Raw genomic sequence first — 15,818 nt, forward strand, 5'->3', positions numbered from 1 at the left:
GCGAACTGAGGTGTACTGGGCGCATGCGTATTGCAATTGCGGGAGGTCACGGCAAGATCGCCCTGATCCTCCAGAAGCTCCTCAGTGACGCCGGACACGAAGCCGTCGGCCTCATCCGCACCCCCGACCAGGCGGGCGATCTCCTCGTCGCCGGCGGCATCCCGGTCGTTCTCGACCTCGAACGGGTCTCGGCCGAGACACTCGCCGTCGACCTCGCCGGGGTGGATGCCGTCGTCTTCGCCGCCGGGGCGGGTCCCGATTCCGGGGCGGCCCGTAAGCTCACCGTCGACCGGGATGCGGCCGTGCTGCTCGCCGACGCGGCCGTGCTCGCCGGCATCCGTCGGTACGTGATGATCTCGGCCATGTCGGCCGACTCGTTCGAACCCGATTCCGACGACGTGTTCCAGGTGTACCTGCGCGCCAAGAGCGAGGCCGATTCGGCCGTGCGTCAGCGCGACCTCGACTGGACGATCATCCGGCCCGGCGCCCTCACCGACGATCCGGGAACGGGCCTCGTGCACCTTGCCGAGAGCACCGGGCGCGGATCCATCCCCCGCGCCGATGTAGCCGCCCTGGCGTTCTGCAGCCTCGTCGACGGCGTGGGCCTGCACGCCCAGTTCGAGGCGGTCGAGGGTGACGACCCCGTGGCCGAGGCGCTCACGATGGCACGCTATTAGGCTTCGCCGCGCAGAACGCACAAACCCCTGATCGGAGCCTGTGCGGCCTCGATCAGGGGTATCGGCGGTGGCGGAGAGATTCGAACTCTCGATAGGTTGCCCTATACACGCTTTCCAAGCGTGCCTCTTCGGCCGCTTGAGTACGCCACCAGTGTTCTGAACGAACTCGACTATCGTAACCGATCCGGCATCCAGACGACGACAGGGCTGCTCGAAGGTCATTCGGTCGGTGTCACTCCGGACCGTTGGCGACGATGGCCGCCGCGAGCACGGCTTTGACCGTGGCGTCGAGTACCGACCGGTGCCGACTCGCGGCCCAGCGCGTCTCGGACCCGCGTCGATACTCGAGCAGGGTGAGTGCCTCGCCATCGTTTCCTGCTCCGAGCGATGTCTGGTGAAGGGAGACCACCTCGAGGGGCAGCCCGAAGTCGCGCAGCAGAAGGATGGTCGCTTCGACGAGCCCGACACCTGTGAACGTGGCATCGCGTTCGTCGCCGTCAAGGGCCAGGCGAAGCCTCGTTCGATCATGACCGTCCTCTGTGCTGACGTCGACCTCGCGCAATGCGAGCGCCAGCTCGGACGGGCCGGAGTAGGCGCGCTCGAAGATGTCGAGCAGCTGCTCCGCGCCGACCTCGAGACCGGTGACGTCGACGTGGTTCTGCACCCGCCGGGAGAAGTCGACCTGCAGTCGCCGCGGCATCTCGATGCCGTAGTCGCGTTCGAGGAGGTAGGCGATGCCGCCCTTGCCCGACTGGGAGTTCACCCGGATGACTGCCTCGTAGTTGCGACCGAGGTCGGCAGGATCGACCGGCAGATACGGCACTCGCCACGCAAGCTGGTCGGCGGGGATCCCGGTGGCTAGTGCGCGATCCTGATGCTCGGCGAGTCCCTTCTTGATCGCGTCCTGATGGGTTCCGGAGAACGCCGTGTGCACGAGTTCGCCGACGTAGGGGTGCCTTGGATGGATCTGGATGCGGTTGCTGTGCTCGACGACTCGGCGGATGTGATCGATGTTCGAGAAGTCGATCATCGGGTCGATGCCCTGCGCGTGGAGATTCAAGGCCAGAGTGGCTATGTCGACGTTGCCGGTTCGTTCGCCGTTGCCGAAAATGCAGCCTTCCACCCGTTGTGCGCCCGCGAGAACGGCTAGTTCGGCGCATGCGATGCCCGTGCCGCGATCGTTGTGCGGATGCACCGAAAGGATCACAGACGAGCGTCGCTCGAGGTTGCGGTGCATGTACTCGATCTGGTCTGCGTACACATTCGGCGTCGCCGCCTCGACCGTGGCCGGCAGATTGAGTATCACGGGCCTGTCGGCGGATGCGTCCCAGAGTGCCGTGACGGCATTGCAGAGTTCGAGGGCGTACTCAGGCTCGGTGAGGTTGAAGACTTCCGGTGAAAATTCGAACCGCACGTTGTCGAGGCTTCCAGCGAATTCGAGCACGTCTCGTGCGCCGGCGACAATCAGCTCGCGCAACGATGTGCGATCGCGGCGGAGTACGATCTCGCGCCAGATCGGGGCCGTGGCCGCGTACATGTGGATGACAACCTGGTTGCGAATCCCGTCGATCGATTCGACGGTGCGTTCGATCAAATCGCGGCGGGCCGGCGTGAACACCACAAGAGTGACATCGTCTGGCGCGACGTCCTCCTCGGCCATCAGCCGAACGAAGTCGTAGTCCGTCTGCGACGCCGACGGATACCCGACCTCGATCTCCTTGTACCCCATCGCCACCATGAGCTCGAAGAACTTCTGTTTGCGCCCCGGGTCCATCGGCTCGGAGAGTGCTTGATTGCCGTCCCGTAGATCTACCGGCACCCAGAGCGGAGCCTCTGTAAGCCGGCGCGAGGGCCATTCCCGGTTTGCAGACGGCAGGTCAACGCGCGAGAAGAAGTCCTCATAACGGGAGTACGGCATTTGGGACTGCCGTTGCCTGTTCCACCGGGGAGCATGGCTGGGAATCGGGCCTGCCGGAGTGGATAAACGCGAGTCGGAGAAGTTCACGGGGCCACGCTAGCATACTCCTCAGACAAGCTGAGGAGTATGATCGCGGTATGGCCGTTGTGAACCGCGAATCACTTTCCGACCAGGCTGCGCGCCTTCTCCTCGCACGTATTGAGGACGGCGAATGGACCGTGGGGCAGAAACTGCCCGGTGAGACCACATTGGCCCCGCAGCTGGGTGTCGGCCGCTCCACGGTGAGGGAGGCTATTCGCCAGCTGGCTGGACAGGGTGTACTCGCGAGTCGCCAAGGTGCCGGCGTCTTTCTGCTCGCACGTGCCCCCGTTGACGACTGGGAGTCGCGGATCCTGAAAGCGAACATCGCGTCCATCCTCGAGGCACGCCTCGCCATCGAAAGCGAGGCGTCCTCTCTCGCAGCACAACGCCACACCCACGAAGACCTCGAGGCGATTCGCGTCGCACTCGCCCGTCGGCGTGCCGACCGCGTGTCGATCGCGGCCCGAGTCGACGCGGACACGGCCTTTCATCGGAGCATCGTGGCCGCTGGCCGCAACGAGATCCTCGTCGAGCTCTTCGACACTTTCGCCGAGCGAAGCCGCGACGCGATGATCCAGATGCTCGAATTCAACGGCGAAGCCCCCACAGCGCGTGATGACGCCGTTCACGAAGACATCGTCGACGCGATCACGAAGCGTGACGCCACGTCAGCGTCGGAACTCAGCCGCGCCCACCTTTTGGCACTCCGCGACGGCGCCCTTCAGGAGGAGCTGCGCGACGGGCGCGCCGACGCCGATTCAGGATGAACGCCGAAGCCGCAATCAGAAGGGCGGCCCCGACCGACGCACCGACTATCCAGGGAGTTCGGTCACCGTCTCGCTGTGCCGGCGCTGCCGCGGCCTTCTCCGCCGCGATGCCGGCGGGGAGAATATTCGAATCGGACGCGCACACGATGGGCGGCTCCGTGGGCACCGAGGCCGCGCAGGCGACCGTCGCGAGGCGAAGAAGGTCGGCAGGAGTGTCCCCGGCGGTCATCGTGGTCTTGAGTGTCGCGGTTTCCGCCGCTTTCACAGTGACCGTCCAACCGACAGTCGACGACGTCAGCGTTCCGCCGCTGTCTGCAGACGTGAACTCGAGTCCCTCCGGCACGGTCTGGGTGACGGTCAGGTCGAACGCGTCGGATGTGCCCAGATTGACGATGGTGATCGAGTAGGCGAGCTCGTCGCCGGCCGAAACGGCGTCTTTTTCATCGCTCACGGTGATGCTGAGTTGAGGTGCTCCAGGCTCGGCCGGGGCGGGCTCTTCGGGCGTCGTGGTCTCTGCGGGCTCAACGGGCTCGGTCGTCGCAACCGGCTCGGTAGTGAGGTTTGACGCGGCATCGGCGGGCGCAGAGCCGCCGATACTCAGGGCGAGCAGCGCCACGGCGACCCCCGTGGCGAATACGGTGCGACGCAATCCGCCTGACGAACTGGTGGCTCTCATCGATTCGGGATTCCTCACTGCGCGCTGACGATGTAGTTGAGCGTGCCTGAATACGTATCGCCGTCGACGAACGGGATGTCTACCCGGTAGTCGTTGCTCACCGCGTCTCCCGACGGGGGTGTCGCAGAGTCGCTGTCCTCCACGATGAGCGGGTCGAGCGACAGGGGCACGAAGGATGTGTCGCCGCTGCGGCGCACCTTGAGATCGGTGATCGGGATGACGTCGGTGTTCGACGGGTCGGCGCCGGTGAGCGCCTCGGTCGAGGACTGCACCGCCACGACGTAGCCGCCGGCGCTGTTGGTCGTGACCGTCATGGTCACGGCCCCATTGGATGTGACGGTCGTGTTCGGCAGGCCGGTCAGGGTGATGTCGTCGGTCAGACCGGAGATGCTGATCGTTCGGGGGGCCACCGGCACGGCGACGGAGCAGGGCGTCGTGGTGTCGCCGGCGACGCAGGTGCTGCCCCGGGCGGTCGACGACACGGAATTCACGAGTACCGCGGTGTCGCTCGCGTCGATGTCGGCGGTGACGGAGTAGGTGATGACGACGGTCGCACCCCGCACGAGCGGTCCGCTCCACGCGAGCGTCGAGCCGGCGAGGCCCACCTCGCCCAGGCTGCTCGTGGCGTCTCCGTTGTAGGCGGCGCTTGTGAGAACACCCGCGAGCTCGTCGGTGAGGACGGCCTGCGTGTAGTCCACCTCACCGGTATTGGTCGCCTGGATCGTGTACCTCAGCACACCGCCGGCCACGACGACGGCGCTGTCTGCCGTCTTGGTCACCGACAGCGCCGGAACGAGGACCGCGACGGTCGTGGCGCATCCGGGCTCGCCGCCGATGGCGCAGGAGGCGCCCTGAGATGACGATGTGACGGCGTTCGTCATGATGCGATCGCCCACCGCGGGGAAGGATGTGGTCACGGAGTAGGAGACGGTGACGGTGTCGCCTACGTCGATGCCGCCCGTCCAGCTGAGGGTCTGGGTGTCATCGACGTAGTCGAGGTCGCCGCTCGACGCACGGGCATCGTCGTTGTAGCTCGCGTCGTCGAGCACCGCGGCGAGCGAGTCGACGAAAGTGGCCGGTTCGTAGTCTGCCTCGCCGGTGTTGGTGAGCACGATCGTGTAGGTGACGACCTCGCCGGCAGCGACCTGAGTCGTGTCGGCCGACTTCGTCACTTCGAGAGCCGGTACGAGCACCTGCACCACGGTCACACAGCTGGCTGCGGAGGTCGCGGGCGGGCACGTACTTCCGGGCTCCGCCGACGTGACGGTGTTCGTCAGTATCTTGTCTCCGAGGTCGGGATCGTTCACGGTGACCGTGTACCTGATCGTCGCACTCGCACCGATCGGCAGGTCGCCTGTCCAGGTGAGCAGGGGCGATACGTACTCCAGGCCTCCACTCGTCGCCGTCGCATCGCCGCCATAGACGGCATCTGACAGCAGACCGGCGAGCGAGTCCGTCACGACCGCACCCGTGTAGGGGGTTTCGCCGCTGTTCGTCACGACGATCGTGTACTGCACCGTCTCCCCCGGCGTGACCGTGGCCGCGTCAGCCGACTTGGCGATCGTGAGCTCGGGTATGCGCACGGCGACAGAGACGGTGCACGACGGGTTGGTGCTCGCAGCGCGGCACGTGCTGCCCGCGCTCTGCCCCACGACGGTACCGACGAGCATGCGGTCGCCGGCATCCGGGTCGTCGACGATCACGGCGTAGGTGATGACTGCAGTCTGTCCGACGGCCAGGCCGCCCGTCCAGGTCACTCGGTCGGAAAGCACCTGAACCACACCCGACGACGCCGTCGCGAGGCCGTCGATGCGCCCATCGTCGAGCGTATCCGTCAGCGCGACCTCGACTGTCGTGGCGGAGTATGCGGTCTGACCGACGTTCGCGACCGTCACGGTGAATTCGACACGACTGCCCGGCGTGGTCGTGGCGCCCGATGCGGCGATGTCGATGGCCAGTCCCGGCACGAGCACCACGACCGTGTTGACGCATCCGTTGACGGCACAGGCGGTGCCCGGCTCTGTTGACGCAACCGTTGTCGTCAGCGTGAGGTTGCCGTTCTCGTCGGGGTCGTCGACGACGAGGGAGTAGAGGATCGTCACTGTCTGTCCCCGCGCGAGGTCGCCGGTCCACTCGAGAGCCGACAGTGCCGGCACGAACACCACGGAACCAGAGGTCGCACTGAGGTCGACCGGGTCTGCTGTGTCGTCGAGCGCCCCCTCGAGCAGCACGGTGACCTCGGCATCGTCGTAGTCGGTCTGGCCCGAGTTGCTCACGGTCACTGTGTAGCCGACAGCTGCGCCCGGCACCGTGGTGGTTGTGTCCGCGATCACAGAGAGGTCGAGGGCGGGCACCAGCACCGTGACCGTACTCTGGCACTGGGCTACCGCAGCCCCGGGCGGGCACTCGCTCCCGAGTTCCGCAGAGGTCACCGAGGCCACCATCTCGCGGTCGCCGAGGTCGGGATCATTGACGCGAATGCTCACGACGATGACGGCCTCGTCGCCCACGGCGAGGTCACCAGTCCAACGCAGGGCGGGGCTCGTCAAGACGAGGTTGCCGCGGTCGGCCGTGCCCGACTGGTAGACGCCATCGTCGAGAACACCGTTCAGGGCGATGGTGACGGATGCCGCCGTGTAGGGCGTCTCGCCCGAGTTGCGAAGGACGGTGGTATAGGTCACGAGCGAGCCCGGCGCGGCCGTCACGGCGTCGGCGGTCGTGCTGATCGCCAGGGCTGGCAGCAACACTGCCACCGAAGTCGTGCACCGGGGGTCGGTCGAGCCGACGGAACAGTTGGTGGCAGCCGCGTCGGTGCTCAGAGTCGTGGCCACGGAGCGGTTGCCCGTGGGAGGGTTGTTGACGGTGACCGATCCGGTCACCGTCACGGTCTCGCCGACGCCGATGTTGCCCGTCCATACGACCTTGCCCGACCCGATCACGAGCACGAGGTTGCCCGAGTCCGCCGTCGCGTCTCCGTTGTAGGTGGCGTCGTCGACCGCGCCGACGAAGCTGTCGGTGACGGTGACCCCGCTGTACGGAACCTGGCCGGTGTTGGTGAACGTTCCGGTATACCGGATGACGTCGGTGGGCTTCGCCGTTGCGACGTCTGCTCTGTTCTCCAGCAACAGGCTCGCGATCGGAACGTTCGTGCTACACCGGGGATCACTGCCGGTGGGAGGGCAATCGCTTCCCCTTGTGTTCGACTCGACGGTCTGCTCGAGTCGGTAAGTTCCGCCGGTCAATTCCGCGGCGGACGCGACGGTCACGGCATAGCTGATCGTCGATGAGGCACCGACTGCGAGCGAGCCGGTCCACTGCAGGGTCTCGCCTGTCACGGTGGCGACGCCGGATGTAGCGACGACAGACGTGGTGATGTCTGCATTGCTCAGCACGTCGCCGAGATCCACTGCAAACTCTGCCGGGGCGTAAGGCACCTGCCCGCTGTTCGTGGCGACGATCGTGTAGGCGACGGTCGCTCCCGGCTCGGTGCTCGCGACATCCGTCGACGACACGATCGTCAGCGCCGGCGTGAGCACGGCGACCGTGGCCCTGCACGCGGCGTTGCTGCTCGCCGGCGGACACGTGCTGCCGACATCCGTCGATGACACGGGGTTGATCATGACCTTGTCGCCCACAGCCGGATCGAGGGCGGCCGTCGAATAGGTGATCACCGCGCTTTCGCCCACGGCCAGGTCGCCCTCCCAGGTGAGATCGGGGCTGTCGAAGGTAATCACGCCGATCGACGCCGTGGCGTCTCCCGCATAGCTCGCGTCGTCGAGCACCCCGACCAGAGAATCGGTGAAGGCCGCATTCTCATAGGGGGTCTGACCCGTGTTCGAGACCGTGATCGTGTAGGTCGCGACGCCGCCGGGCACGACGAAGACGGCGCTCGCGGTCTTCGTGATGGTCAAGGCCGGCAGCAGCACCGCAAGAATCGCGGTGCACCGAGGGTCCGTTCCCGCGGGCGGGCAGGTGCTTCCGGCAGCCGTCGAGACCAGGGTGCCGGTGATCGTCTTGTTGCCGGGGTCGGGATTCTTGACGGTCAGCGTTCCCGTGACCGTCACGGTTGCTCCCACCGGGATGTCTCCGGTCCAGGAGATTCCCTGAGAGGTGAGGACAAGCGTTCCCGAGGTCGCTGTCTGATTTCCGTCGGGCGTGGCGTCGTCGGTCGTGTCGCCGCTCGGGGCGCTCACGGTGATGCCCTCATAGTCCACGGCCCCCGTGTTCGTGAACGTGGCCGTGAGGTGGATGACCGAGCCCGGCGTCGTGGAACTCTCGGTGTAGTGCTGTTCGATGACGAGGCGTGCGATCGGAACGGAGGTCGTGCAGCGAGGATCGTCACTGCCGGGGGCACAGTTTTCGCTCGACGTGACGGAGAGTGAACGAAGCGTGCTCGTGAGCGTCTGATTGTCGGCGACGGTTGCGTTCACCGTGACCGAGTAGGTGATCGTCTCGGTTGCCCCGGCAGCAACTGTGCCCGACCAGACGAGGTTCGGGTCGGTGAATGCGACTGTCCCGTCGCTGGCGACGGCGTCGTTGTTGTACGAGGCGTTGTCGAGAACGTCGGCAAGCGGATCGGTGAAGTCGGCCTCAACGGGCGACTGACTCGCGTTCGTCACGGTCACGGTGTAGTTCACCTCGGCCCCGGCGACGGTCGATTGCACGTCAGCGGTCTTGGTGAACGTCAGGCTGACCGAGTTGGTCACCACCACGACCGCCGTGCAGCGAGAATCGACGCTGGCCGGTGCGCAGTTGCTGCCCGCGTTCGACGAGACGACTGTGTTGCTCAGACGGAGGTCGCCTGACGAGGGATTGGAGATGACGACGGAGTAGGTGATGATGGCCGCCGCGGTGGGCGACAGGCTTCCGCTCCACGTGATGGTGCCCGCCGAGTATCCGACCGAGCCTCCGGTGGTCTGGAGGCTGTTGGGAACCAGAGCCGCGTCATCGAGCACCTGCGCCAGTGAGTCGGTGAATTGTGCCGCGCTGTAGGGGGTCTGGCCGGAGTTGGTGACGACGACGGTGTAGTTCACCGTGCTGCCCAGGGTCGCATTGTGCAGGTCGGCGGTCTTGACGAGGGTGAGGCCCGCGGTGAGTACGACGACGGTCGTGCGGCAGGCCGCAGCGCCGCTCGAGGGTGCACATGTGCTTCCCACCGCCGTCGAGCTCACGGGTGTGATCATGGTCTTGTCGCCCGAGGCAGGATCCTTCACCGTGACGGAGTAGGTGATGGTGACGGTGCCGCCGACCGCGATCGGGCCTTGCCAGCTCAGCGACGAGTTCGCATAGCTGACAGCGCCCGCCGTGGCCGTCGCATCCGCGTTGTAGACCGCGTCGTCGAGCACACCGGCAAGGGCTGCAGTGACGTCTGCTGCGGCGTATGGTGTCTGGCCGCTGTTCTGCACCGTGATGGTGTAACCGACTGTCGCTCCGGGAACGACGGCCGACGCGCTGGCGGCAGTGGTGATGGTGAGGGCCGGCACAACCACCGCCAGGTGGGAGGTGCACCGGATGTCACTGCCGCCAGCCGGGCAGTTGTTGCCGGGGGCCGTCGACTGCAGGGTTCCGGTGACATCGCGGTTGCCGAGCGGCGGATCGAGAAGACGCACTCCGCCCGAGATGGTGACCGTCTCGCCGACGGGGATGTTTCCGGTCCAGGTGATGGCGGCGGCCGTGAGCGAGAGGGTGCCCGACGATGCCGTCTGGTCGCCGACGGGAGTCGCGTCGTCGGAGGTATCGGCGCGGGGCGTCGACACCGTGATACCGGTGTAGGGAACCTGACCCGTGTTTGTGAACGTCGCGGTGAGCGCAACCGTCGACCCCGGGGTGGCGCTCGACTGCGAGAAGCTCTGCTCGAGTACGAGGCGGGCGACCGGGATGCTGCTGGTGCAGCGGGCGTCGCCGCCGGCTGCAGGGCACGTGCTTCCGGAGCTGGAGGAGACCACGGTGTTCGTGAGCACGTTGTCGCCTCCGGGCTGCACGTGCACCAGCACCGAGTACCCGATGGTGGCCGACGCACCGGACGCGAGGGCACCCGTCCAGGAGATCTGTGAATTCGCGTAGCTCACGACACCGGTATCGGCGACCGCGTCGCCGATGTACGCGGCGTCGTCGAGCACACCGGAAAGAGAATCGCGGAACGTCGCTGCCGAATAGCTCGTGGGCCCGCTGTTCGTCACCATGATGGTGTAGCGCACGCTCGCGCCGGGAACGGTCGTGGCGGCATCCGCGGTCTTGACGATGGTGAGACTCGGAACCAGGATATCGACGACGCTCGTGCACCTCGGGTCGGTGCTTTGGCTGGGGCAGTTGTTGCCGGGTGCGGCCGAGCTGACCGTGTTGATCATGCGCTTATCGCCCGGAGCCGGATCGAGCACATGCACCGGATAGCTGACGGTGGCCGTCGCGCCCGGCGTCAGCGTGCCCGTCCAGGTCAGCACGGACGACGAATAGTCGAGGGCGCCTATCGTGGCCGAGGCCTCGGCGGGATCGAAGGTCGCGTCGCTCAGAACGCTGCCGAGCTGGTCGGCAACGGTCGCGTTCGTATACGTGGTCTCACCCGTGTTCGAGATCTGGATGGTGTAGCCGACGACCGATCCGGGACTCGCGGTCGAGGTGTTGGCGGTCTTGCTTATGGTGAGGCCGGGAATGAGAACGGTGACCGAGGCGACACAATCGGCATCGGTGGAGAGCGGAAGGCACGAGCTGCCGGGCGCCTGCGAGGAGGCACGCACGATGAGAGCACGGTCTCCGACATCCGGATTCGCGACCGTCAGTGACAGCGACAGCGATGCGGTCGCCGTGGCCCCGGGCGCGAGCGACAGCGTCCAGGTCAGATTGCCGTTCGCATCGAGGGTGAGGCCGCCCGCCGTTGCCGCGGCATCGAAGTTGTATGCGGCGTCGTCCAGTGCACCGGCGAGATCGAACGTCACCGGCAGAGCGGTGTAGCTCGTCTGGCCCGTGTTGGTGACCGTGGCCGAATAGTTCACGACCGAGCCGGGTGTGGTCGTCGCATCGTCGAACGAGGTGCTGAAGGCGAGGCCCGGTACGAGAACGTCGACGCGGGTCGCGCATCGTGGGTCGTTGCCGTCGACGGGACAGTTCGAGCCGGCGGCCCCCGAGAACACCGAGCTTCTCAGTGCGAGGTCCCCGCTGTCCGGATCGTTGACCGTCGCCGAATAGGTGATCGTGACGGTCGCCCCGACCGCCAGGCTTCCGGTCCAGGTCAACGTCGAGCCGGCGAACGACGTGGACCCGCTCGACGCGCTGACGTCATTCGCGAGTACAGCGTCGTCGACGACCCCGGCCAGCTCGTTCGTCACCGTGATGCCGTCTTGTGGCGTCTGGCCGGAGTTGACCGCGGTGACGGTGTAGTGCACGACAGAACCCGGGGTGGTCGTCGCCACGTCGGCCGACGACGTCACGGTCAGGGCCGGCACCCGCACCTGCACTGTCGTGGTGCAGGCCGCGCCTGTGCCCGGGGGCGGGCAGGTGGATCCCGGCGCCGAAGAGGTCGTCGTGGTCGACAGCACTTTGTCGCCAAGGCCGGTGCCGTTCGGGTTGACGGTCACGGACGCGGTGACAGTGACCGAGGCGCCGATGGCGAGGGAACCCGTCCAGGTGATGGTCTTGGCCGTCGAGTTGAAGGCGGCAGAGCCTCCCCCGGAGACCGTGACATCGTTGTTGTAGGTGGCGTCGTCGAGCACCTGGTCGAGGGCGAGCACGACACTGGTTCCCGCCGGGTAGGCGGTCTGGCCGGTGTTGCTGATCGTCGTCGCGTAGCCGACTGCCGCACCCGGCGTCGTCGTCACGCCGGGAGTGGCGGTCGTCGCGATCGCCAGGGCGGGCACGAGCACGGTCACCGTGCTGGTGCACTGCGGCGCCGGCGAGACCGCAGGGCACGGGTTGCCGGCAGACGACGAGACGACCGTGTTCTTCAGCGAACGGTCGCCGGCACCCGGGCTCGAGACGGTGACTGAATAGGTGACGGTGACGGATGCGCCCACCCCGAGCGGGCCAGACCAGCTCAGCGTCTGGCCCGAATAGGAGACGCTCCCGGAGTTCGAGGTGCCGTCGAGGTTGTAACTCGCGTCGTCGAGAACGCCGGCGAGGCTGTCGGAGAACGACGCGGGGGCGTAGGCCGTCTGGCCCGTGTTGGTCAGCACGATGCTGTACCGCACGACCTGGCCGGGGGTTGCCGTGGATGCGTCGGCCGACTTCACGATCGACAGCCCGGGCACGGAGACCGTTGAGCTGCACCGAACGTCGGTGCTGCCCGCGGAGCAATTGGTGCCCAGGGTCGATGAACTGACCGTATTGACGAGAATTCTGTTGCCGCCGGGTGGATTCTTGACAGTCACGCCGTAGGTGATCGTCACGGTCGCTCCAGCCGGGATGCTGCCGGACCAACTGAGGGTGGAATCTGCGTAGGCGACCGATCCGCTGGTCGAGGTGGCGTTGGCGTTGTACGTCGCGTCGTCGAGCACGGCCGCGAGCGGGTCTGTGAGCACGATGTTCGAGAACGCCGACGTGCCCGTATTGCTGGCGGTGATCGTGTAGGCCACGACGCTCCCGGGCGCGGCAGACGACACGTCGGCCGATTTGACGACGACGATCGGTCCCGCGCTCACCGTCAGGTTCACGGAGCGGCTGACGCTCTTGTTGTTCGCGTCGACGACCGACACAGTGAAGGACGAGACGCCGGTCGTGGTGGGAGTGCCCGTGACAGCGCCGGTACCGGGTGCGAGAGAGAGGCCGGGCGGGAGGCTGCCCGCGCTGATCGACCAGGTGAGCGGCAGAGTGCCTCCCGCCACGCTGAAGGAGGTGGTGTAGGCGACCCCCACTTGGGCTGCCGGCGGGGTCGTGAAGGTGAACGTCGGCAGAGCCACGATGCTGATGGTGGCCGTTTTGGATGCGACCTGACCGAACGCATCCGTTGCGGCCACCGTGACGGTGAAGTTGCCCGCGGTCGTCGGTGTGCCGGCGATCTGGCCTGTCGACGCGTTGATACTCACACCGGGCGGAAGGCTGCCCGCACTGATGGTCCAGGTGAAGGGCCCGGTGCCGCCCGAAACGCTCGGCTGCTGAGAGAACGCCACGTCGACCTCACCGGCCGTCGGCGTGTAGCTCACAACGGGAGCGGCTGCGATGACGAGGGTCACGGCCTTGCTTGCGGTCTGGCCGCTGGCGTCGACGATCCGCACGGTGATGGGGTAGCTTCCCGCCGCGGTCGGGATTCCGCTGAGCAGACCGGTGCTCGCGCCGAGGGAGATCCCCGGCGGAAGCGACCCAGAGGAGACCGACCAGGTGAACGGCGACGTGCCGTTGGTCACCGTCAGTTGCGTGCTGTAAGACACACCGACCTGGCCCGACGGCGGAGCAGGGAACGTGAGCGTGGGTGAGACGTTCGGCACGACCGCGCCCGAGCGGGCGGATGCAGGGCCCGTGCCTGCGGCGTTCTGGGCCGCGACGGTGAACGTGTAGGACGTTCCCGGTGCCAGACCGGTCACGGTCTGCGTTGTGCCGGCTGAGGCGAAGCTCTGCACCGGCTGTGCGACATTGTTGACGTAGGGCGTGACGATGAAGCCCGTGATGGCACTGCTGCCGTTCGGGGGCGTCGTCCACGTGAGCACCGCCGAGGAGTCGCCGGCTGTCGCGGCGGTGATCGTGGGTGCGCCGGGCACCGTGTACGGGATGACGGCGGTCGACTTGGGACTGACGGCCGAGGTTCCGTAGGCGTTGGTGGCTGTGACGGCGAACGTGTACGAGGCCCCCACGGTCAGGCCGGTGAACGTGCGAGACAGCACTGCGGGGCCGACCGTGACCGGCGTGCCGGCGGTTGTTCCCAGGTACGGCGTGACCGTGTAGGAGGTGATCGCACTTCCGTTGTCGGCCGGGGCGACCCACGACACGGTGGCGCTCGTGACACCGGCAGTGGCCGTGGGTGCGGCAGGTGTCGCCGGGGAAGACGCATAGGTGTAGGGCGCGGCGGACGCCAGGCCGGAGGTCACGACCGTTATCGAGACGGCTCCCGGGGAGCCGCGGGCGGGCATCGACGAGATCGTGATGGTCGAGCCGGACTGGGTGAAGCATCCTGCGGCCGGCGTGTTCGCGGGGCATGGGAGCAGGACCACGGGGGTGCCCGCCGTCTGCTGGGCGGCGGTGCCGATCTCGACGGCTGTGGCGTTCGCGGTGTTCGTTCCGGTCAGCGTGACGGAACCCCCGCCGGTCGTGGGGCCGATGGTCGGTGAGGCGGTGACTGCGGACGGCGACGCCGGAAGGGTTCCCGCCGTGGTGACGGTGACGGTGTCGGGATTCGCGTCGGTCGACGAGACCCGAGTGACCGAGGAGTTCTGCACGATGGCAGCCGACATGCTCGAGCCCGTCACGATGCCGACCACGGTGATGACGGGCAGAGTCGTGCCGTTGCCGAAGGAAGACGCGGTCGTCGTGCAGGTGACCGACTGGCCGACCGGTGCCTGGCATGCCCATCCTGTGCCGTAGGCCCCCACCGGCAGCACGCCGGCCGGCGTCGTCTGGGTCACCGAGACCGGGGCAGCTTCGTCGGCGCCGACCTGCACGCTCGGTGTGATCTTGTAGGTCACCGGAGCGCCGGCGGCGGGAGTCGCAGCGGTGAAACTCGTGGTGGCCACCCGCAACTGGGGCACTGGATCGAAGGTGAGCACTTTGACGTCAGACACCTCATGGTTGTCTGTCACGCCACCCGTCGACCCGACGAAGGCGAACGCGAGCTGTCGGGGGACGCCGTCGGAGTCGAGCCAGGTGGGGGAAGGATAGAGCGTCGACGAGACCGAAGGCAGCGCCCCGGTCAATGTCCTCCCGGCCTGGCCGACCGGCTTCACCACGACTTTGTAGGTATTGGCGTCGACCGTGACACCCGTCGTCGACGTGAACGGGCCGTCGGTCGGGTTGATGAGAACCTGCACCGGCACGGCAGACGCCGCCCGGGTCGATGCACGCAGCGCGATCTGAGATGCTGCTGTGCCCGTGTAGGTCGTGGTGAGGCCGCAGTAGCCGGTGTTGTTGTTACCCGGGCCGCGCACGACGACGGCCCCCGACACCGAGGTACCGATATTCGGCACGGCCGGGCATCCGGTTCCTTGAAAGCTGGAACTGCTGAAGTTGCCGTACACGTCGAGTCCGACGCCGAGGTACGCGTTGGCCAGACCCTTGATCGAACCGGCAGGACTGTAGCCCAGCGATCCGCCACCCGGACCTATGGAGGTCGGCGCCACGGGATTGGTCGGATTCACGGCGGCAAGCATGAACGACAGTCCGTCGGCTCCACCGCCGCCCCACTGGTAGGAGTTGAAGGTCACGTCGAGTCCGTTGGATGTCGGGAAGCTCGTTTCGCCGAACACCCCGCCGATCTGATTGCCGGCTGCACTCGTCAGCCTCAGCTTGCCCGAGCCTTGCGCATCGGATGCGCCGGCGCACGAGAACAGGGGTCCCGTTGCACTGTTGCCCGGCACCGTCAGGCAGGCGGTGTTGGCCCCGCTGGCCGGAGTCGGGACGACGACGGAGCCGGTACCGTCAACAGTCCGATTGTTGAACGCGTTCTGGAACAGTACGGTGCCCACTGCCGACGCCGACGTCGGATCGAGCACACTGATGACCGCAGCGAGGAGCGCTATCGTCACTGCCATCGCGACAGACCTTCTGCGAGCGGAGTACGCCGC

The 15,818-nt window shown here is 66.8% G+C and carries 5 protein-coding genes and 1 tRNA gene; 2 read left to right on the plus strand and 4 right to left on the minus strand.

Translation table 11 applies throughout. The features are described from left to right. The first annotated feature begins 23 nt into the window (after positions 1-23). Positions 24-677, plus strand: coding sequence for an SDR family oxidoreductase (locus tag ACE5CZ_RS13260; RefSeq protein ID WP_374947804.1), 654 nt, complete (start codon positions 24-26; stop codon positions 675-677). A gap of 65 nt (positions 678-742) precedes the next feature. Here ACE5CZ_RS13260 and ACE5CZ_RS13265 read toward each other — a convergent pair. After that, a tRNA-Ser gene (locus ACE5CZ_RS13265) sits at positions 743-827 on the minus strand. Between the two features lie 82 nt (positions 828-909). After that, positions 910-2,595 (minus strand): 2-isopropylmalate synthase, encoded by a 1,686-nt coding sequence (locus ACE5CZ_RS13270; protein ID WP_374947805.1) that lies wholly within the window; start codon positions 2,593-2,595, stop codon positions 910-912. A gap of 137 nt (positions 2,596-2,732) precedes the next feature. On the opposite strand from ACE5CZ_RS13270, the gene ACE5CZ_RS13275 reads away from it, so the two are divergent. After that, on the plus strand, positions 2,733-3,443 hold the full coding sequence (locus tag ACE5CZ_RS13275; protein WP_374947806.1) for a FadR/GntR family transcriptional regulator: 711 nt from the start codon (positions 2,733-2,735) through the stop codon (positions 3,441-3,443). Here the strand turns inward: ACE5CZ_RS13275 and ACE5CZ_RS13280 are convergent. Both ACE5CZ_RS13280 and ACE5CZ_RS13285 read right to left on the minus strand, forming a co-directional pair. Further along, on the minus strand, positions 3,358-4,119 hold the full coding sequence (locus tag ACE5CZ_RS13280) for a hypothetical protein (RefSeq protein ID WP_374947807.1): 762 nt from the start codon (positions 4,117-4,119) through the stop codon (positions 3,358-3,360). The genes ACE5CZ_RS13275 and ACE5CZ_RS13280 overlap by 86 nt on opposite strands. A gap of 14 nt (positions 4,120-4,133) precedes the next feature. After that, positions 4,134-15,785 (minus strand): beta strand repeat-containing protein, encoded by an 11,652-nt coding sequence (locus ACE5CZ_RS13285; RefSeq protein WP_374947808.1) that lies wholly within the window; start codon positions 15,783-15,785, stop codon positions 4,134-4,136. Positions 15,786-15,818 lie beyond the last annotated feature (33 nt).

Origin of the sequence: Agreia sp. (assembly GCF_964263775.1) — a bacterium.
Classification (GTDB): domain Bacteria; phylum Actinomycetota; class Actinomycetes; order Actinomycetales; family Microbacteriaceae; genus Agreia.

Bases quoted from the DNA above. Each gene is read 5' to 3' on its own strand.
- ACE5CZ_RS13280 (WP_374947807.1), bottom strand. From the start codon at position 4,119: ATGAGAGCCACCAGTTCGTCAGGCGGATTGCGTCGCACCGTATTCGCC.
- ACE5CZ_RS13260 (WP_374947804.1), top strand. From the start codon at position 24: ATGCGTATTGCAATTGCGGGAGGTCACGGCAAGATCGCCCTGATCCTC.
- ACE5CZ_RS13285 (WP_374947808.1), bottom strand. From the start codon at position 15,785: ATGGCAGTGACGATAGCGCTCCTCGCTGCGGTCATCAGTGTGCTCGAT.
- ACE5CZ_RS13275 (WP_374947806.1), top strand. From the start codon at position 2,733: ATGGCCGTTGTGAACCGCGAATCACTTTCCGACCAGGCTGCGCGCCTT.
- ACE5CZ_RS13270 (WP_374947805.1), bottom strand. From the start codon at position 2,595: ATGCCGTACTCCCGTTATGAGGACTTCTTCTCGCGCGTTGACCTGCCG.